Here is an 18,056-nt window from a genome sequence, read left to right as displayed (position 1 = left end):
TCAATTCACATCCTTGCTCTGATTACCAGAAACCGGGACGCTATTTCCTGCCACAGCACTCTTCTTTTGCGGAATGAAGTCTTCTCTCATTTCTTTTGGTGCCAAAGGAAGATTTATGGAGAAACGCGTAAGACCCGAATTGCTTTCAAGTTCAATTACCCCGCCATGGTCCTCTATCACCTTGGACACCAATGCCAGACCGAGCCCCTTCCCCCCCGCTTTGGTTGAAACAAAAGGATCAAAAAGGTGACGATGTAGATCTTCAGGAATTCCCGGGCCGTTATCTTCGACCGTGACGAGCAGAGGTAATTCCATACGCTCTCCCCCACCCGGCAAACGCATACGTACCCCTTGTTGGTAACTAGTCGTGATAATGATTTCACCACTGTTTTTACCAATGGCCTCAGCCGAATTCTTCACCAAATTGAGCAAGGCCTGTATCAAAAGGTCTCGATTGCCATAAACCTCAGGCAAAGAAGGGTCATAGCGCTCGGTAAACTGAATGCCCTGGCCAAATCCAGACTCAGCCAGAAGCCTGACATGAGACAGGATCTCGTGAATATTGACCGCTGTTTTCTCAAGCGGACGCGTATCTGAAAACATTTCCATTCGATCAACCAGCTTGACAATTCGATCCGCTTCATCACAGATCAGGCGTGTCAATTGGCGGTCATCATCATCGGCATTCAGTTCCAGAAGCTGGGCTGCGCCACGAATACCGGACAAAGGGTTTTTCACTTCATGTGCCAGCATGGCCCCCATGGCTGTAATGGAACGGGCTGCATTGCGGTGAACCAACTGGTGGTCAATCTTACGGGCAATACTCTGCTGCTGCACAGTAACCACACAGTGATCAGTCTGATCCTGAACCGGCGAAATCACCAAGGCAACCAGGTGATTTCCAATACGCGGGGTATCCAGGCGCACACCATATTCAGCGACCGAGCTCTGCTCTCTACGGGTCTGTTCGACCAGCTGAACCAAAGGGGAATCCCCAACAAAATGGCTGCTCAGATTACTGCCTATCAAAACAACAGCACTGCTGTGTAAAAACTGTTCTGCCGCCTGATTGGCAAAGGTAATCCTGTTATCACCATCAATTACAAAAACAGGGTCTGTCAAAGAATTCAGGATTGCAAAGGCCTGATCATTGGGCTGGCTTACAGACGGCCTATCCAGCTGGGAGCCTTGCAAGGAAGAAACATTTACGACAGCCGACTTGTTCATTTCAGGCAACTTTATCCAGATGGGGAGCAAAATAGGCCTCAAGCATTTCCTTGACTTGGGCAGGCTCAGATACCTTGTTTATTTCAGCACGGAAAAGAGCTGAATCCGGCAATCCCTTGCAATACCAGGCAAGGTGTTTACGAGCAATCGCAACCCCTTTACCCACACCGTAATAGTGGAGCATCTCGTCGTAATGCTCTCTGATAAGGTCAAGAGTTTCCTGTAAAGAAGGCGGCGGTGGAATTGTTCCATCGCGAAGATATGACATCACTTCGCGCAGCAGCCAGGGCTTGCCATAACAGCCGCGACCGATCATCACGCCATCAGCACCTGATTTCTCGAGCGCATTCGCCGCATCGGCGGGTGTCAGGATATCACCATTTACGATGACAGGAATCTTAACGGCTTCTTTTACGGCCCGAACGGCTTCCCAATCTGCTTCTCCCTTGTACATCTGGTTCCGGGTACGGCCATGCACTGTAATCAGCTGGATACCGACATTTTCTGCCCGCTTCGCCAGCTCAGGAGCATTTTTATGATCATCATCCCAGCCCAGCCGCATCTTGACCGTAACAGGCACATCGACGGCGCGAACGGTCTGAGCCATAATTTTTTCGGCGAGCAGCTCATCCTTCATCAAAGCAGAACCGGCGAATTTGGTGACAATTTTTTTAACAGGACAGCCAAAGTTGATATCAATGATTGCTGCGCCTCTATCGACGTTCATTTTAGCCGCTTCCCCCATGATTTCGGGATCACAGCCGGCCAGCTGAACTGCCATGGGGAATTCTTCGGCACAATTTGTACTTAACTTGAGAGATTCCCGGCTCTCCTGCAGCATCGCACGGCTGGCAATCATTTCCGAAATCACCAGACCTGCCCCGTATCTTTTGACCAGACGGCGATAGGGCATGTCGGTTACACCAGACATCGGGGCAAGGAAGACAGGGTCATCAATCTTGAGAGGACCAATAGAAATGCTCATTTCTTGGGCACCAGCAGTTGTCGCCTAACAATTAGGCAAGGGCAAAGTTCTTATACAGCTTTTGATCGGAATTGCGAAGGTTTTATAACTCGATCTGGTATGTGTCCATGCATTTCCCCTCCACTATCCCCAACTGATTTCAGGATGTTTCCGTCAGTATAAAATCAGTGACAAATTTCACCCCGGGATAGGCAAGCGTCAGCAGCAGGTATACAGCAAGGACAAAACGAACCGCATTTTGCCCTCTGATACCGATATATCTGTGCAAGGCAAGAAGGACTGCAATCACCACAAAAGCGATAAAAGCCAATAACGTTTTGTGATCAATCTGCAGGAAAACAGATGTTTCGCTATATTGCCGCGCCATGCCTGTCAGAATGCCCAAACCAAGAATAACTTCCGCCATCGTCAGAAGACTGACCTGAAAACGGTCTGAATCATATATTGAAGGCAACAGCTCGAGAAATCGGCTTTCCATTTTCTTGGCTTTTAACGCCCGCTCTTTCAGCAGGACACTAAAAGCAGCAATTGCTGCCAGGGTACAAAGAGCATAGGTCACAATCGAAGCAATGATATGAACGATGAGCCAGAAATCCGCTGCCGACTTGATATTCTGATGAGTTATATGCCCTTGCCAGATAACAGCAAAGATCGCGAGCACAAAAAGATATGGCAGCAACAGGGGAGCAAGCCTGCTGAACTGTTTCTCTATCAGTGACAGGCAAAAGAACATCAGAAGACTGAAGGAAACCGTAAGCCATAAAGAAATACTGATGCCACTGTCCCAATGTCCGCCAAGATGAATAATACTGACAAAACTGGGACCAGCCAGAGCCAGAAACAGTGCGCCTCGGAAGAATAACGAATGTTCATCAGCTTTCTGTGTCCAGGATAACCAGACAGCTGGCAGCATCAGAGCCAGAGCAAAAATACTCCAGAACATGGTCATCTTGTCACCTTTTCTTCAGATATCACTGTTGGCCTTTGCCTCAAATCTCTCTACTAACTACTGTAACTGGGCCTGTGATGGCAAGAATCGAGATGAGCAGGAGAATAGATATATGCCAGGAATCTGGGCTGTAATTGTTGCGGCAGGAAGAGGTCGTCGTTTTGGCAGCCCCTTCCCCAAACAGTATACCCTCCTTGGGCAAGAAAGCATTCTTTCTCTGACTCTGAACAAATTTTCCCGACACCGCCTGATCGATGGGATTTTGGTTGTCGTTCACCCGGAAGATATAGAACTGTTTCATCAAAGCTGTCCTGATTTCAGCGCAAGTGTAAGACTTGCAACCGGTGGGGACACCAGGCAGGAATCAGTTTTCAATGGTCTGAAAGCTCTGGAACAAGATCCCCCTTCATCGGTTCTTATCCATGATGCAGCACGCCCCTTCATCAAAGCGGATGTCATTACCAGACTCATTGAGAAAGCAGCGTCGGGTGAAGCCTCAATTGCCGCAACCCCCGTTGTCGATAGTCTGAAATTTTCTACCGGTATGATAATAGAAAAAAATGTTAACAGGGATGGCCTCTGGCAAGCCCAGACTCCCCAGGCATTTCCATACGAGATGATACTTTCCGCGCACAGGCAAGCCTCGGACAGAAATGATTTTACCGATGATGCTGCGGTCGCAGAATATGCTGGTCACCCGATCTCACTGGTCGAATCAGGCCGGGAAAACATAAAAATCACCACCCCTGATGATCTGATTTTGGCAAAAAACATGATAAAACAAACTGACACTAACGGATACCTTATGGAAAGCAGAACCGGGCTGGGCTACGACGTACATAGCTTTGAAGAAGGAGATCACGTCACGCTCTGCGGCGTTGATGTGCCTCACAGTCGTAAACTAAAAGGCCATTCAGATGCTGATGTCGGCTTACACGCCCTCACTGATGCCCTGCTCGGTGCCCTCTGCGAAGGAGACATCGGCAGTCACTTCCCGCCAAGTGACCAGCAGTGGAAAGGCGCAAGGTCTGACCAGTTTCTGATTTTTGCCCGCGACCGGGTCAAAGCTCGCGGTGGAAAAATCATTCATGTCGATGTCACGCTCGTCTGCGAGCGCCCTAAAATCGGGCCGCATAGAGAGGCAATGACCGAGAAAATGGCTGAAATTCTATCTATTCCCCCCAGTAGAGTGAGCATCAAAGCCACGACATCCGAACGACTTGGCTTTACCGGGCGCGAAGAGGGAATTGCAGCCCAAGCCGTTGCGACAATTCAACTGCCCGCTAACGAAGAGTAGGGAAAGCACAGTCTATGCAAACACGTTCCATCCCTTTTCTACATCCGGCCAGTTTACTTTCCACTTGGTTTGGGGCCGGACTTGTCAAGATTGCTCCAGGCACCTGGGGCTCCCTTGCTGCCCTCCCCTTTGCCTGGGTTATTTCCTACTATACCGGGTATCTTGGGCTGATCATCGGGTCGTTGCTTGCCTATCTTGTCGGAATTTGGGCCAGCGGAGCTTATTCCAAAGCCATTGGACGTGAAGATCCTGGCCAGGTTGTAATTGATGAGGTAGCAGGTCAATGGCTGGCACTCGCTTTTGTCCCGCTTGATCCTGTTTTCTACCTGATCAGCTTCGCACTTTTCAGATTTTTCGACATTGTAAAGGTCTTCCCGGCAAACTGGATTGACCGGAATGTTGAAGGCGGGCTGGGCATCATGTCTGATGATATGATTGCAGGAGCTTATGCCTTGATTGTTTTTTACCTGCTTGATCTGTTTCTCATCTGACCGCCAGGCTGAACGATAGGCTTTTCAAGGAATTACCATGTATTCAACCGAACTTGTACAGGCATCAGAAGAGCTGTTAAGGCTATGCCGGACAAAAGGCATCATGCTTGCCACAGCTGAATCCTGTACAGGCGGCCTTATTGCCGGAGTTTTGACAGAAATCGCCGGTTCATCTGATGTCGTTGATCGGGGTTTTGTCACTTATTCAAATGAGGCAAAACACGAAGCCCTGGGTGTTGGGACAGATCTGCTGGACCAACATGGCGCCGTCAGCGAAGCTGTTGCCAAAGCAATGGCGGAAGGCGCAATGACACACTCCAGGGCAGGCATGACGGTTGCTGTTACAGGCATTGCCGGGCCGGGCGGAGGCAGCAAAACAAAACCTGTTGGACTGGTCTATATTGCAACAGCTTTTGAAAATCAGGAAACCCAATGCCGGAAAATGCTTTTTGAAGGCGATCGGGCCGCCATACGGTACCAGACCGTGGCAACCGCCCTGGTATTTATGAAAGACAGAATTACGTGATCCCGCCAGAGTACGAAACCGGATCAACCAAACCTGTAAACCTCCTTCCGGAAAACAAACTGGGAAAAGTTCCCTTTTGGGACTTGTTGTTGACACTGGTGGCTCTGTTAATCGTGATGTTTTTTGTCTGGCCAATCGTCTTTGACTATCTGAAGGATGGCCTCCACCTTGAATCCGTATGGGTTGTCGCCCTGACCGTTATCTTTCAAAATGTGCTTCTTCTGTGTGCTATCCGCTTTTTTATTCTAGCGAAAAACAAGCTGGAATGGCGCGATATTGGCTTTGTAGCCATTCCATTAAGCAAATGTCTGCAAACGCTTTATCTGGTTCTTCCACTTGTCGTCGTGGTTGGGGCTGTGAATGCGGCTATGATCTATCTCGTGGATAGTGACTTCACCAATCCACAGCTGTCCCTGCTGGCTCCGGATGGTTTTAGTTTCCAGGCATTTTTAATAATGCTTCTGGTAACGGGAACCATCGCTCCTTTTGTCGAGGAAATAACCTTTCGGGGGTTGATATTGCTGTGGCTTGAGCCCCGCTTCGGAACTGTTATTGCCATAACAGGAAGTTCCCTGCTCTTTGCCACAGTCCACACAGTACCTATGCTGATCCCGGCTTTAACGGTTGCCGGGATCGCCTTTGCCCTGATCTCTCGGAAAAGCGGCTCCCTCTGGCCAGCGATAATTCTGCATGGTGCCTTCAATATGACCATGACTTCCTTGCTGTTCTTTGCACTCGCTCAAGAAGGCGCCCAGGCTGGCAATCCGCCAGGTTTTTGAGAACGATATCCTAGATTTTCAGCGTTGCCGTTTTATCACAGGGCGTAAACAACACCGCTGCTCGCGTCTCAAAGGCATGGACCATCCGACGCACAGCCTCATGAAACAACGGTTCCATCAAGATCTGCAGCATCTTTGACTTGAATTCGAAATCTACGTGAAAATCAACCAGACACCCTTCCGGGTGAGTCTCGAATATCCAGGTGTTGGTCAGATACTTAAAGGGGCCATCCAGATAGGTGACTTCAATCCTGAGTTCCTCCCGATTGAGATCTACCTGACTGGTAAACTTTTCCCGGATCATCTTGAAGCCGATGACCAGGTCGGCGATTATTCTTTTTTCCTGACGTCGCTTGATCCGCGAAGCCACACACCAGGGCAGAAAATCGGGATAGCGCTCGACATCGGCAACCATCTCGAAAATCTGTTCCGGTAAAAAGGTCAGGACCTTTTTTTCTTCATGTACAGGCATAAGGTCTTTCCGGCTTCAGGAAACAGAAAGTTTCTGTTCTCTTGCTTCTCTCAGTTTCTGGAAATCCTCATCTGCATGATAGGAAGACCGGGTTAGAGGAGAAGACGCAACGTGCAGGAAGCCTTTGTTGTATGCCATCTTTTCGTAAAACTTGAATTCTTCTGGATCAACGAACCGATCAACAGGGTGATGTTTCGGGGTTGGTTGCAGATACTGACCTATTGTCAGAAAATCGATATCCGCGGCCCGCATATCATCCATTACCTGAAGCACCTCTTCTTTGGTTTCCCCCAAACCGACCATAAGCCCGGATTTGGTGAAGAGTGAGGGATCGAGTTGCTTTGCCCGATCAAGCAGTTTCAGGCTGTGATAATAACGCGCGCCCGGGCGAACTCCGATATAGAGACGCGGCACAGTTTCCAGGTTGTGGTTGAACACATCCGGTTTGGCCTTGACCACAACTTCCAATGCGCCTTCCTTGTGCCTGAAGTCAGGTGTCAGGATTTCAATGGTCGTTTCCGGTGCTTCTTTGCGCGTTGCAGCAATAACCTTGGAAAAATGATCAGCACCACCATCATCAAGATCATCCCGGTCGACAGAAGTGATCACCACATGGCGAAGCTTCAGTTTAGCCACAGCTGTCGCGACACTGTAGGGTTCAAAAGGGCTAAGCGCTTGGGGCTTACCCGTGGCAATGTTGCAAAAGGAACAGGCACGGGTGCAAATTCCGCCCATAATCATCATGGTCGCATGCTTCTTTGACCAGCACTCCCCAATGTTCGGGCAGGCAGCCTCTTCGCAAACCGTATGAAGGTTATTGTCCCGCATCAGTTTGCGGGTTTCCTGATATCCTTGTGAAACCGGCGCCTTGACCCTTATCCATGAAGGTTTTCTCAGAACAGGGGTATCGGGACGTTTGGCTTTTTCTGGATGCCGCATCTTTGCACGGTCATCTTTAGCGGAAATAATGCGCTCTGCGCGCTCTTTTCCTTCGAGCTGGGATGGCGTCTGGTTCGAAACTGTCGTTTCTGTCATCAACTCACTCCGACCTGTCAGGGATATTCACTCTATCCGCTTCAGGTTTACATTCGGTTATTAACGGGAAGGTAAAACCTGACCTTCCCGTAATCTATGCCATCTTGGCCAGTACTCTAGAAATGAATTGCCCGGCCATAAGCGTCAAGAACGGACTCATGCATCATTTCAGATAATGTCGGATGCGGGAAGACCGTATGCATCAGATCTTCTTCAGTCGTTTCCAGCCCCATGGCAACAACAAACCCCTGAATAAGTTCTGTCACTTCGGCTCCAACCATATGAGCACCCAAAAGTTCCCCGGTTTTCGCATCAAAGATCGTTTTAATCAAGCCCTCAGCTTCACCAAGCGCAATAGCCTTGCCATTCCCCATAAAGGGGAAGCGGCCGATTTTTACGGCGCGGCCAGCTTTTTTGGCCGCCTGCTCGGTCAAACCAACCGAAGCAATCTGGGGGTGACAATAGGTACAGCCCGGTATTTTCGACTTGTCGAGGGGATGCGCTGACAGACCCGCGATTTTTTCAATGCAGATCACCCCTTCATGTTCGGCTTTGTGCGCCAGCATAGGCGGTCCGGCAACATCACCAATTGCATAAATTCCGGGAACAGACGTGCGCGAGAATTCATCGGTGACAATACAGCCACGATCGGTTTTAACGCCGACGGCTTCAAGGCCGATGTTTTCAATGTTGCCCACCACACCAACAGCGGAGATAACACGATCAACAGTGATCTGTTCGCTCTTGCCATTTTTCTCCAGTGTCGCGGTAACCTGATTGCCCTTTTTGTCGAGCTTGGTCACCATTGTCCCGGTGCGGAACTTCAAACCGTGTTTCCCCAGAAGTTTCTGGGCCATCTTCGAGATCTCGTCATCTTCAACCGGCAAGATCTTGTCGACAACCTCAACCACCGTTACATCAGCCCCAAGTGTGCCGTAAAAATCGGCAAACTCGATACCGATTGCACCGGAACCAACCACCAGAAGAGATTTTGGCATGCTGTCTGGATTCAAGGCTTCCCGATAGGTCCAGACCAGTTTCCTGTCCGGCTCCAGTCCGGGCAGGGTTCTTGCTCTGGCACCCGTAGCAACGATGATATTCTTTGCCGTCAGGTCGGTTTTCTTACCGTCTTTTCCAGCAACTGAAAGTTTCCCCGGAGCGGTGATCTGCCCGGTACCATCAATAACAGTTACCTTGTTTTTCTTGAGCAGATGGCCAACACCACCGTTGAGCTGCTTTGATACGCCACGGGAACGTTCAACAATCTTTTTCAGATCGAAGTTTACACCCTGGGCCGACAAGCCGTAATCAGCCGCATTTTTCATATTGCGATAGATTTCGGCAGACCGAAGTAACGCCTTGGTTGGAATACAGCCCCAATTCAGGCAAATCCCGCCAAGATGTTCTTTTTCAATAATGGCAGTCTTCAGACCAAGCTGGGCCGAACGGATAGCCGTTACATAACCACCAGGGCCGGCACCGAGGATGATCACATCAAAGTTTGTGTCACTCATACTCTTTGCCTCCTAAAGCAGCATTGACAGGGGATCTTCGACCAAAGCTTTGAACGCAGCCATGAATTCTGCCCCAACAGCACCATCGACCACGCGGTGATCCACAGAAAGTGTACAGGTCATCACCGTCGCAATGGCCAGGGCACCATCCTTGACAACCGGACGCTGTTCTCCTGCGCCGACAGCCAGGATACAGCCTTGCGGCGGATTGATGATTGCAGAGAAATCCTTGATCCCGAACATACCGAGGTTGGAGACAGAGAAAGTTCCACCTTGATATTCTTCAGGTTTCAGCTTTCCATCCCGGGCCCGAACAGCCAGATCCTTCATCTCGCCAGAAATTGTGGCAAGTCCCTTGCCTTCTGCAGCTTTGATAATCGGGGTAATCAGGCCACTTGGCGTAGCGACCGCAACAGAGATATCCGCATGCTTATAGGTGAGAATACCTTCTGAACTGAAAGAGGCATTCGCCGCCGGAACTTTCTTCAGTGCCAAAGCAACAGCCCGGATAACAAAATCATTAACCGAGATTTTCACGCCGTCTTTGGCGTTAAGTTCCTTGCGGAAGGACAGAAGTTTGTCGAGTTCACAATCAACAGAAAGATAGAAATGCGGAACAGTCTGTTTGGACTCGCTCAAGCGGCTGGCAATAACCTTCCGCATGGAACTCAGCGGTTCAAGCTTGTATTCCATCCCCAGCATATCAGCCAGTTCACGAGCATTCGGCCCTGATGAGGCTGCTGCAGGAGCTTTGGCAACTGGTGCTGCTTCAGGTTTAGCTGCAGCAGTTACTTTTCCAGCACCTTTGGCCTGTGCATTCTCAATGTCGGCTTTGACGATACGACCATGCGGGCCTGAACCCTGCACGCCGGCCAGATCGATATTTTCCTGTGCAGCCATCCGCCTTGCCAGAGGACTTGCAAACACACGATTTCCCTTTTCAGCAGCTGATGCAGGGGCTGCTGCCGCTGGGGCAGAAATCGGCTCAGTTACTGCAGCTGTTGCTTCAGGAGCTGCAGTAACTGCAGGAGCAGGAGCCTTGTCCAGAGCAGAAGCGTCTTCGCCTTCTTCCAGAAGAATTGCAATGACGGCGTTTACGGCTACGCCTTCTGTTCCGTCAGAAATCAGAATTTTGGCGATTGTGCCTTCATCCACGGCTTCAACTTCCATTGTCGCCTTGTCGGTTTCGATCTCCGCCATAACATCACCGGAGTTGACGGTATCGCCTTCTTTAACCAGCCAGCGGGCCAGTGTACCTTCTGTCATGGTTGGTGACAGGGCGGGCATAAGAATATTGATTGGCATCGTATATCTCCCCTGCCCCGCTTAAACGCGGTAGCAGACCTCTTTGGCTGCAGAAACAATGTGTGAGCTCTGTGGCAAGGCAAGCTGTTCCAGATTGGCCGCATAAGGAAGCGGCACATCTACACCGGCCACACGTTTGACAGGTGCATCCAGGTAATCAAAAGCCTGCTCCATCACCATCGCGGAAATCTCAGACCCGACACCAGAGAAAGCCCAACCCTCTTCAACAGTTACAAGACGATTGGTCTTGCGAACCGAAGCGAGAATGGTTTCTGTATCCAGAGGACGAATTGTCCGAAGATCAATCACCTCGGCAGAAATACCTTCTTTTGCCAGTTCCTCAGCCGCAGCCAGTGCTTTACCAACCATCAGAGAGAAGGTCACGATCGTGACATCTGTCCCCGGGCGAACAACCTTTGCCTTGCCGATGGGAACAATCCAGTCATCCGTATCCGGCACATCGAAACTCTGACCATACATCAGTTCGTTTTCGAGGAAGATAACCGGGTTCGGATCACGAATGGCTGATTTCAACAGGCCTTTTGCATCGGCAGCAGAATAAGGCGAAACAACTTTCAGACCCGGACAGTGAGCATACCAGCTTGCATAACACTGGGAATGCTGTGCCCCGACGCGCGACGCAACACCGTTAGGTCCACGGAACACAATCGGGCTGCTGACCTGGCCACCAGACATATAGCGCGTCTTGGCAGCCGAGTTGATGATGTGGTCAATCGCCTGCATGGCAAAGTTGAAGGTCATGAACTCGACAATCGGGTTCAGGCCATAAAAAGCCGCTCCCACACCCAGACCGGCAAAACCATGCTCAGTAATCGGGGTATCAATAACACGTTTGGCACCGAACTCGTCCAGAAGTCCCTGACTGATCTTGTACGCCCCTTGATACTGGGCCACTTCTTCACCCATCAGGAAAACTTTTTTATTGCGGCGCATTTCTTCAGCCATTGCATCACGCAAAGCATCACGAACCGTGGTTTTGATGACTGGACCGTCCCAATCACTTTCAGCCGCAACTTCGACGGCAACAGGTGCCGCAACACTCGCAGGCGCAGAACTGGTTTGTGGCGCGGGCGCAGGTTCAACAGCAGGTGCCGTTGAAGTCGCCTTGCCAATATCAGCCTCGGTTTCACCTTCTTCAAGCAAGACAGCAATCGGCGTATTGACCGCCACGTTATCAGTATCACCGGCAATCAGGATCTTCCCGAGAACGCCTTCATCAACGGCCTCGACTTCCATGGTCGCCTTGTCAGTTTCGATTTCGGCCAAAATATCACCCGATGATACCTTGTCGCCTTCATTTTTCATCCAGCGCGCCAGTTTTCCCTCGGTCATGGTCGGGGACAGCGCAGGCATAAGAATTTCTATTGGCATAGTGTTTGGTCTCCGGAATTCTCGGACAGCTTACGCGTCAGCGTACACATCGGTGTAAAGTTCAGAGGGATCTGGCTCAGGGCTTGTCTGGGCAAACTCCGCGGATTTTGAAACGATCGCCTTCACTTCCTTGTCGATCTCTTTCATTCCAGCTTCGTCTATGGCCTTCTGCTTGAGCATTACCGCACGAAGGCGTTCAATCGGGTCCCGTTCTTCACGAACCTTCTGGACTTCTTCTTTGGAACGGTACTTGGCGGGATCAGACATGGAATGACCACGGTATCTGTAGGTCATCATTTCCATGATGTAGGGCCCTTTGCCACTGCGGGCGTGTTCAACGGCAATCTTGGCTGCTTCACGAACCGCAACCACATCCATGCCATCAACCTGCATGCCGGGAATACCGTACGCATGACCTCGATGATACAGTTCGGTGGAATTGGCCGAAGAACGCTCTGTCGAGGTCCCCATCCCATAACGGTTGTTTTCGATCACATAAACAACAGGCAGTGCCCAGAGCGAAGCCATGTTAAAGGATTCATAGACCTGTCCCTGGTTCAGGGCACCATCACCAAGATAGGCAACGTTAACCGCATTTTCTTCCAGGTATTTATGGGCAAAGGCAATGCCTGTTCCGATTGGAACCTGGGCGCCAACAATTCCATGGCCGCCATAGAAACCTTTTTCTTCGCTGAACATATGCATGGACCCGCCCTTACCCTTGGAGTAGCCACCGCTACGTCCGGTAAGTTCAGCCATGACACCATCCGGATCCATACCGCAAACCAGCATATGGCCGTGATCACGATAAGAGGTAATAATTGTATCCCGATCTTCCAATGCGGACTGGATACCAACCACAACAGCTTCCTGGCCGATGTAGAGGTGACAGAAACCACCGATCAATCCCATACCATACATCTGCCCGGCTTTTTCTTCGAAGCGTCGGATCAGGAGCATTTCGCGGTAGAATTCGAGAAGGAGTTCGTTGGTTACATCAGTAGGAAGTGCAGAAGAATCACTGCGTTTTCTGGGTGCCCGTTTTGCGGACGCTTTTTGAATCGCCATGCGTGGTATCCCGTTAGATCAAGTGTGAATCACTTAGGATGAAGAATTTCCACAGCAAGGATAGGCGAATTGAAAGAATATTACAACAAGATATATCGCATTGAAAAATAACAGCAAATTCAATGTTAACCTGAAATAGGTAAACTTAGCGAAAAAATGCTGCGTTGCACAATAGTCAGTTAATTACCGAGAACCTGGATTTTGTAAAATAACATAATCATTCTCACGCCCAAAATTGAGTACTTCCCTGGCACGTTCCTCCAAAAGGTCCGGGTCAAGGTTATCCGGACGCAATAAAGCGACACGCGATTCGAGTCTGCTCAGGTCCTCAGATACTTTTTGCATCTCGACCGTTTTCACGGCCAGATTTTGCTTGAGATGCATCCATGACCAGAACCCCCTCTCCCCCTCAATTGTATGATAGGCAAAGTAGGCAACCAGAGACGCGCCCAGAACTTGGGGGATAACCAGACGGGACCGCTTATGAATTTCTCGAAACAAGGACATTCTGGAATCGAATCACATTTAAATTAAAGATGCAACTAACAAGTTAACAGACAAGTTATCCTTAGGAAACAAACAAACTGTTAACCCCTCAAGGTGCCACCTCCTCTCCAAATTGCTTCTGGAATGATCAAACAAGAAACATTTGACATTCTTTATATATTGATATGTTATAACATAACATTATGCATTTAGTCACATTAAACGAGAGCAAGATGCGAAAACTCCCCGTTATGGTTTTATCTGGTTTCCTTGGAGCCGGGAAAACGACTCTTTTGAAAGACATACTTGCCAGAAGAAACCAGAAAAAATTCGCTTTAATCGTTAACGATATGGGTGAGATCAATGTTGATGCCCAGTTCATAAGAAATCACGATAGCCAAATTACCCAAACCAGCGAAACTCTTGTAGAAATGACCAATGGCTGCATCTGCTGCACCTTACGCGATGACCTGCTAAAGGAAGTCTCCAGAATCGCCTCCCAGGACAACTGTGATTATCTGATCATTGAATCCTCAGGAATTTCCGAACCCCTGCCCGTCGCAGCAACATTCGAATTCAGGGATGAAAATGGATTTAGCCTGTCTGATCTTGCCCAGCTGGATAACATGGTAACCGTCATTGATGCTTCAAGCTTCCTGGATCACTACGATTCCAGCAAGACTGTAAATGATACTTTCTCAGAAGCAGAACAAAACAGCGAACGGAACATTGTTGATCTTCTTGTTGACCAGATAGAGTTCTCCAACACTCTCATTCTGAATAAAACCGACCTCGTTTCCAGTGACGACCTCATCCGGATTATCGCAACACTTAAAGCTCTCAATCCTGATGCAGAGTTGTGCCTGACCAACTATTCCAAAGTCCCGGCAGAAACGCTTCTCTGGACCAGACGTTTTGACTATGACAAGGCACAGGAACATCCGCTCTGGGCAAAAGAACTCTACGGTTATGCCGATCACATTCCTGAAACAGATGAATATGGCATTTCCAGTTTTGTCTATCGGGCACGACGCCCGATGGTTCCTGAGAAATTTCAACAGTTCCTGACCGCAAAGCAATCCGGGGTATTGAGGTCGAAGGGACATTTCTGGCTGGCTACGCGGCCTGATTGGGTTGGGGAGTTGTCGCAAGCGGGACGACAAACCAGTACAACTGTTATTGGCAAATGGTGGAGCTCCATCCCAAAACAACGTTGGCCAAACGATCAGACTTTCACAGAACAACTCGGTAAGAACTGGAACCAGACATTTGGCGACCGTCGGAATGAAATTGTTTTCATCGGCACAGCCATGGATCAAGACCGGATAGTCGCTTCCCTCGACGATTGTCTGGTACCTGATGAAGAGTTCTCCCCACATAGCTGGCAGAATTATCCGGACCCATTTCCAATCTGGGATAACTGACAGGAGAACCAAACTCCCCACTTTCTGGCACAAATACTTTCTATTTCCACATTATATCTGTTCCACAGTTTTCGACAAAGGACGTCTCTCGAATGAGAAAAATATTCTTCACCTGCCTTACTTTACTCATCTTACCGGCAAGCTCTTATGCACACGGGATATGGATAACTGAACGCTTTGGCAACCATGCAATCGTCTATGGGCATGGCGCATCTGATGATCCCTATGATTTTAAAAAGATCATAAGTATCGACGCTCTCGATCAGACAGGTAATAAATCCCCCCTAAAAATCACGGAAACCAAAGCACACGCGATCCTCAAAACACCCAGAGATACCTCTGTTATCTTTGCAACTTTTGATAATGGCTTTTGGTCCCAAACCGATGACGGGAAATGGCACAACAAGACCAAACAGGAAACAGAAGGTGCAACCTTTACCGGACGGTATCAAAAATTTACGACAGCAATTATTGACAAGACCCTGCCATTATTCAGCCCATCAGGAATGAAACTCGAGATTGTCCCCCTGTCCAATCCCCTAAAACTGCACCAGGGTGATGAATTATCAATTCAGGTTTTTTATGACGGCATCCCGGCAGAAGGATTGAAAGTTATTGGTGAATACACAACCGACGGCGAATCCCCTCCCCTTGTCACCGACGCAACAGGAAAAGTTACCCTCAAGGTCCGAAACCAGGGCCTGAATGTCATTGCTGTCAGCAAGACTGTCGCAGTTAATGATAATCCGGAAATCGAAGAAGAAGGGTACTTCAGCACCCTGTCTTTTTCTCTTGATCACAGTCACGACTAAAAAATAAATATCTCAAAAGCAAAAGGGTGCAGCTGGTGCTGCACCCTTTTTCATCGACCTCAGGCATGCCTGAAATTATTTCCGCAGAACACTCCGGCCAGCATAGTGAGCCATGGAGCCGAGTTCTTCCTCGATCCGGATCAACTGGTTGTATTTGGCAATCCGGTCTGAACGGGATAGAGAGCCTGTTTTGATCTGGCCACAGTTGGTCGCCACAGCAAGATCAGCAATCGTGCTGTCTTCGGTTTCCCCGGAACGATGCGACATGACCGAGGTGTATCCTGCCTTGTGGGCCATATCGACGGCTTCGAGTGTCTCTGACAAAGTACCGATCTGATTGACCTTGATCAGGATAGAATTGGCTGTTCCTGTATCAATTCCACGGATCAGACGCTTCGGGTTGGTCACGAAAAGATCATCCCCAACCAACTGAACCTTGTTGCCAATTGCCTGGGTCAAAGATTTCCAGCCATCCCAGTCATCTTCGGCCATGCCATCCTCGATCGAGAGGATCGGATAGCGATTGCTCAGGTCTTCAAGATAGCGGACCATCTCGTCAGCCCCAAGAGACTTGCCTTCGCCCGTCATCTCATACTTGCCATTTTTGAAGTATTCGGAAGAAGCACAATCCAGAGCAAGCATGATATCATCGCCGAGCTTGTAACCTGCTTTTTCAACAGATTTGGCAATAAAGCTCAAAGCCTCATCCGTCGACGCCAGGCTAGGGGCAAAACCGCCTTCGTCACCGACGTTGGTGTTGTGTCCGGCATCGCTGAGGGATTTCTTGAGGGAATGGAAAATTTCCGCACCCATACGGATCGCGTCGGAACCAGAAGCCGCACCAACGGGCATAACCATGAATTCCTGGATGTCGATCGGATTGTCAGCATGCGCTCCACCGTTGATGATATTCATCATTGGTACCGGAAGCGTGCGGGCAAAAGTACCACCGACATAACGATAAAGCGGCAGACCGGCATCTTCAGCAGAAGCCTTGGCAACAGCCAGGCTGACACCCAGGATAGCGTTCGCGCCAAGACGAGATTTGTTTTCCGTGCCGTCGAGATCAATCATTACCTGATCAATCAGCAACTGGTCTTCTGCATCCAGACCGATCAGGGCTTCAAGGATCTCCTCATTGACGGCTTCCACAGCCTTGAGAACCCCCTTGCCAAGATAACGGCCTTTATCTGCATCCCGCAGCTCAACGGCTTCGTACATGCCTGTCGAAGCACCAGAGGGCACAGCTGCCCGTCCGAATGCGCCACTCTCAAGTAAAACGTCAACTTCTACGGTGGGATTCCCACGTGAGTCGAGGATTTCACGACCTTTGATATCAATGATCGCCGTCATGTTAGTCAATCTCCGTCAAGAAAGTTGAGGCGCTGAGAGGGGGCGGGCCTCTGAAGTAAAAATTAAGCGATAGAAACAGGATGTTCTTTCGCCAGTTTATCAAAAGCCATCAGAACTGGAAGCAGTTCCGGCAGCTGCTGAAGAGGAACCATATTCGGACCATCAGACGGTGCATTGTCCGGGTCCTCATGGGTTTCCATAAAGATACCAGCTACGCCGACAGAAAGGGCTGCTCGTGACAGGACAGGCACAAACTCGCGCTGACCACCCGTTGTACCACCCTGCCCGCCTGGCTGCTGAACCGAATGTGTCGCATCAAAGATAACCGGACACCCCGTTTGCAAGCCCATGATTGGCAAGCCGCGCATGTCAGATACAAGGGTATTATATCCGAAAGAGGTACCGCGCTCACAAACCAGGACCTGGTCATTACCTGAATCAATGATCTTCTGGGAGACGTTACGCATGTCCCAAGGCGCCAGAAACTGCCCTTTTTTAACATTGATTGCCCGACCGGTTTTTGCCGCTGCAATCAATAGATCAGTCTGCCGGCAAAGGAACGCCGGGATTTGCAGCACATCAACAACTTCGGCCACCGCAGTACACTGCTCGGGCGAATGCACGTCGGTAATCACCGGGCAGCCAAATTTGTTTTTGATTTCGTCAAAGATCGGCAAGGCATTTTCAAGGCCGATACCCCGCTGGCTCCCGAGACTGGTCCGGTTTGCCTTGTCAAACGAGCTTTTATAAATCAGGGGAAGAGAAAGTTTTTTACAGACATCATGCAGGGCCTCCGCCGTTTCCAGCGCATGTTCCCGACTTTCCATCTGGCAAGGGCCAGCAATCAGTACAAACGGAAGGTCGTTCCCAAAGGTAACATTCCCGACCTTCACATGGCGAGACTGGAGACCTGCATGTACTGTCATATATCTTACTTTCTC

Annotated in this window: 18 protein-coding genes; 6 read left to right on the top strand and 12 right to left on the bottom strand. The window is 49.6% G+C overall.

Annotation, left to right across the window (positions count from 1 at the left end):
* The 3 genes from O4H49_RS14865 to O4H49_RS14855 all read right to left on the bottom strand — a co-directional run bounded on the left by O4H49_RS14865 (nucleotide 1) and on the right by O4H49_RS14855 (nucleotide 3,161).
* The gene (locus tag O4H49_RS14865) at nucleotides 1–1,227 is read right to left on the bottom strand and encodes a two-component system sensor histidine kinase NtrB (RefSeq protein WP_269424220.1); all 1,227 of its coding nucleotides are present in this window, start codon (nucleotides 1,225–1,227) and stop codon (nucleotides 1–3) included.
* Between the two features lies 1 nt (nucleotide 1,228).
* Entirely contained in the window at nucleotides 1,229–2,212 is a 984-nt protein-coding gene (gene dusB / locus O4H49_RS14860) for a tRNA dihydrouridine synthase DusB (RefSeq protein WP_269424219.1), read from the bottom strand.
* 139 nt (nucleotides 2,213–2,351) lie between these two features.
* The gene (locus O4H49_RS14855) at nucleotides 2,352–3,161 is read right to left on the bottom strand and encodes a cytochrome C assembly family protein (RefSeq protein WP_269424218.1); all 810 of its coding nucleotides are present in this window, start codon (nucleotides 3,159–3,161) and stop codon (nucleotides 2,352–2,354) included.
* 112 nt (nucleotides 3,162–3,273) lie between these two features.
* Between O4H49_RS14855 and O4H49_RS14850 the strand changes: the two genes are divergently transcribed.
* Genes O4H49_RS14850 through O4H49_RS14835 form a run of 4 tightly spaced genes read left to right on the top strand, consistent with a single transcriptional unit; the run spans nucleotide 3,274 to nucleotide 6,254 of the window.
* Nucleotides 3,274–4,458 carry a bifunctional 2-C-methyl-D-erythritol 4-phosphate cytidylyltransferase/2-C-methyl-D-erythritol 2,4-cyclodiphosphate synthase gene (locus O4H49_RS14850; protein ID WP_269424217.1) on the top strand — a complete coding sequence of 395 codons (1,185 nt, stop codon included), beginning with the start codon at nucleotides 3,274–3,276 and terminating at the stop codon, nucleotides 4,456–4,458.
* A 14-nt stretch (nucleotides 4,459–4,472) separates the two neighbouring features.
* Entirely contained in the window at nucleotides 4,473–4,949 is a 477-nt protein-coding gene (locus O4H49_RS14845) for a phosphatidylglycerophosphatase A (protein ID WP_269424216.1), read from the top strand.
* 37 nt (nucleotides 4,950–4,986) lie between these two features.
* Nucleotides 4,987–5,475 (top strand): CinA family protein, encoded by a 489-nt coding sequence (locus O4H49_RS14840; protein ID WP_269424215.1) that lies wholly within the window; start codon nucleotides 4,987–4,989, stop codon nucleotides 5,473–5,475.
* Nucleotides 5,472–6,254, top strand: a complete 783-nt coding sequence (locus O4H49_RS14835) for a CPBP family intramembrane glutamic endopeptidase (RefSeq protein WP_269424214.1) — start codon at nucleotides 5,472–5,474, stop codon at nucleotides 6,252–6,254. The genes O4H49_RS14840 and O4H49_RS14835 overlap by 4 nt, the downstream gene beginning before the upstream one ends.
* A 10-nt stretch (nucleotides 6,255–6,264) precedes the next feature.
* Here O4H49_RS14835 and O4H49_RS14830 read toward each other — a convergent pair whose 3' ends face one another.
* The 7 genes from O4H49_RS14830 to O4H49_RS14800 all read right to left on the bottom strand — a co-directional run bounded on the left by O4H49_RS14830 (nucleotide 6,265) and on the right by O4H49_RS14800 (nucleotide 13,547).
* A complete protein-coding gene (locus O4H49_RS14830; RefSeq protein ID WP_269424213.1) occupies nucleotides 6,265–6,726 on the bottom strand; it encodes a type II toxin-antitoxin system RatA family toxin in 462 nt (153 codons plus the stop codon).
* Between the two features lie 15 nt (nucleotides 6,727–6,741).
* Nucleotides 6,742–7,761 (bottom strand): lipoyl synthase, encoded by a 1,020-nt coding sequence (gene lipA / locus O4H49_RS14825; protein WP_331283763.1) that lies wholly within the window; start codon nucleotides 7,759–7,761, stop codon nucleotides 6,742–6,744.
* 116 nt (nucleotides 7,762–7,877) lie between these two features.
* Complete coding sequence (gene lpdA, locus O4H49_RS14820; protein ID WP_269424212.1) at nucleotides 7,878–9,275, bottom strand: dihydrolipoyl dehydrogenase; 1,398 nt, start codon at nucleotides 9,273–9,275, stop codon at nucleotides 7,878–7,880.
* 12 nt (nucleotides 9,276–9,287) lie between these two features.
* Nucleotides 9,288–10,580, bottom strand: coding sequence for a pyruvate dehydrogenase complex dihydrolipoamide acetyltransferase (locus O4H49_RS14815; protein ID WP_269424211.1), 1,293 nt, complete (start codon nucleotides 10,578–10,580; stop codon nucleotides 9,288–9,290).
* A gap of 21 nt (nucleotides 10,581–10,601) precedes the next feature.
* Nucleotides 10,602–11,972 (bottom strand): pyruvate dehydrogenase complex E1 component subunit beta, encoded by a 1,371-nt coding sequence (locus O4H49_RS14810; protein WP_269424210.1) that lies wholly within the window; start codon nucleotides 11,970–11,972, stop codon nucleotides 10,602–10,604.
* 30 nt (nucleotides 11,973–12,002) lie between these two features.
* The gene (pdhA, locus tag O4H49_RS14805; RefSeq protein WP_269424209.1) at nucleotides 12,003–13,040 is read right to left on the bottom strand and encodes a pyruvate dehydrogenase (acetyl-transferring) E1 component subunit alpha; all 1,038 of its coding nucleotides are present in this window, start codon (nucleotides 13,038–13,040) and stop codon (nucleotides 12,003–12,005) included.
* Nucleotides 13,041–13,223: 183 nt separating this feature from the next.
* The gene (locus tag O4H49_RS14800) at nucleotides 13,224–13,547 is read right to left on the bottom strand and encodes an FtsB family cell division protein (protein ID WP_269424208.1); all 324 of its coding nucleotides are present in this window, start codon (nucleotides 13,545–13,547) and stop codon (nucleotides 13,224–13,226) included.
* Nucleotides 13,548–13,759: 212 nt separating this feature from the next.
* On the opposite strand from O4H49_RS14800, the gene O4H49_RS14795 reads away from it, so the two are divergent.
* Both O4H49_RS14795 and O4H49_RS14790 read left to right on the top strand, forming a co-directional pair.
* On the top strand, nucleotides 13,760–14,950 hold the full coding sequence (locus O4H49_RS14795; RefSeq protein ID WP_269424207.1) for a GTP-binding protein: 1,191 nt from the start codon (nucleotides 13,760–13,762) through the stop codon (nucleotides 14,948–14,950).
* A gap of 92 nt (nucleotides 14,951–15,042) precedes the next feature.
* A complete protein-coding gene (locus O4H49_RS14790; RefSeq protein WP_269424206.1) occupies nucleotides 15,043–15,762 on the top strand; it encodes a DUF4198 domain-containing protein in 720 nt (239 codons plus the stop codon).
* A gap of 75 nt (nucleotides 15,763–15,837) precedes the next feature.
* Here the strand turns inward: O4H49_RS14790 and eno are convergent, their stop codons facing one another.
* A complete protein-coding gene (eno, locus tag O4H49_RS14785; protein ID WP_269424205.1) occupies nucleotides 15,838–17,115 on the bottom strand; it encodes a phosphopyruvate hydratase in 1,278 nt (425 codons plus the stop codon).
* Nucleotides 17,116–17,177: 62 nt separating this feature from the next.
* On the bottom strand, nucleotides 17,178–18,041 hold the full coding sequence (kdsA, locus tag O4H49_RS14780; protein ID WP_269424204.1) for a 3-deoxy-8-phosphooctulonate synthase: 864 nt from the start codon (nucleotides 18,039–18,041) through the stop codon (nucleotides 17,178–17,180).
* Between the last annotated feature and the right edge of the window lie 15 nt (nucleotides 18,042–18,056).

The organism is Kiloniella laminariae (genome assembly GCF_027214005.1).
GTDB lineage: Bacteria > Pseudomonadota > Alphaproteobacteria > Kiloniellales > Kiloniellaceae > Kiloniella > Kiloniella laminariae_A.
Note: the sequence above shows the minus strand (reverse complement) of the source record. Positions and strands in the feature narration are given on the sequence as shown.

Bases quoted from the DNA above. Each gene is read 5' to 3' on its own strand.
- O4H49_RS14810 (WP_269424210.1), bottom strand. From the start codon at position 11,972: ATGCCAATAGAAATTCTTATGCCTGCGCTGTCCCCGACCATGACCGAG.
- pdhA (WP_269424209.1), bottom strand. From the start codon at position 13,040: ATGGCGATTCAAAAAGCGTCCGCAAAACGGGCACCCAGAAAACGCAGT.
- lipA (WP_331283763.1), bottom strand. From the start codon at position 7,761: ATGACAGAAACGACAGTTTCGAACCAGACGCCATCCCAGCTCGAAGGA.
- O4H49_RS14840 (WP_269424215.1), top strand. From the start codon at position 4,987: ATGTATTCAACCGAACTTGTACAGGCATCAGAAGAGCTGTTAAGGCTA.
- O4H49_RS14795 (WP_269424207.1), top strand. From the start codon at position 13,760: ATGCGAAAACTCCCCGTTATGGTTTTATCTGGTTTCCTTGGAGCCGGG.
- O4H49_RS14855 (WP_269424218.1), bottom strand. From the start codon at position 3,161: ATGACCATGTTCTGGAGTATTTTTGCTCTGGCTCTGATGCTGCCAGCT.
- O4H49_RS14790 (WP_269424206.1), top strand. From the start codon at position 15,043: ATGAGAAAAATATTCTTCACCTGCCTTACTTTACTCATCTTACCGGCA.
- O4H49_RS14845 (WP_269424216.1), top strand. From the start codon at position 4,473: ATGCAAACACGTTCCATCCCTTTTCTACATCCGGCCAGTTTACTTTCC.
- O4H49_RS14865 (WP_269424220.1), bottom strand. From the start codon at position 1,227: ATGAACAAGTCGGCTGTCGTAAATGTTTCTTCCTTGCAAGGCTCCCAG.
- eno (WP_269424205.1), bottom strand. From the start codon at position 17,115: ATGACGGCGATCATTGATATCAAAGGTCGTGAAATCCTCGACTCACGT.
- O4H49_RS14830 (WP_269424213.1), bottom strand. From the start codon at position 6,726: ATGCCTGTACATGAAGAAAAAAAGGTCCTGACCTTTTTACCGGAACAG.
- O4H49_RS14850 (WP_269424217.1), top strand. From the start codon at position 3,274: ATGCCAGGAATCTGGGCTGTAATTGTTGCGGCAGGAAGAGGTCGTCGT.
- dusB (WP_269424219.1), bottom strand. From the start codon at position 2,212: ATGAGCATTTCTATTGGTCCTCTCAAGATTGATGACCCTGTCTTCCTT.
- O4H49_RS14815 (WP_269424211.1), bottom strand. From the start codon at position 10,580: ATGCCAATCAATATTCTTATGCCCGCCCTGTCACCAACCATGACAGAA.
- kdsA (WP_269424204.1), bottom strand. From the start codon at position 18,041: ATGACAGTACATGCAGGTCTCCAGTCTCGCCATGTGAAGGTCGGGAAT.
- lpdA (WP_269424212.1), bottom strand. From the start codon at position 9,275: ATGAGTGACACAAACTTTGATGTGATCATCCTCGGTGCCGGCCCTGGT.
- O4H49_RS14800 (WP_269424208.1), bottom strand. From the start codon at position 13,547: ATGTCCTTGTTTCGAGAAATTCATAAGCGGTCCCGTCTGGTTATCCCC.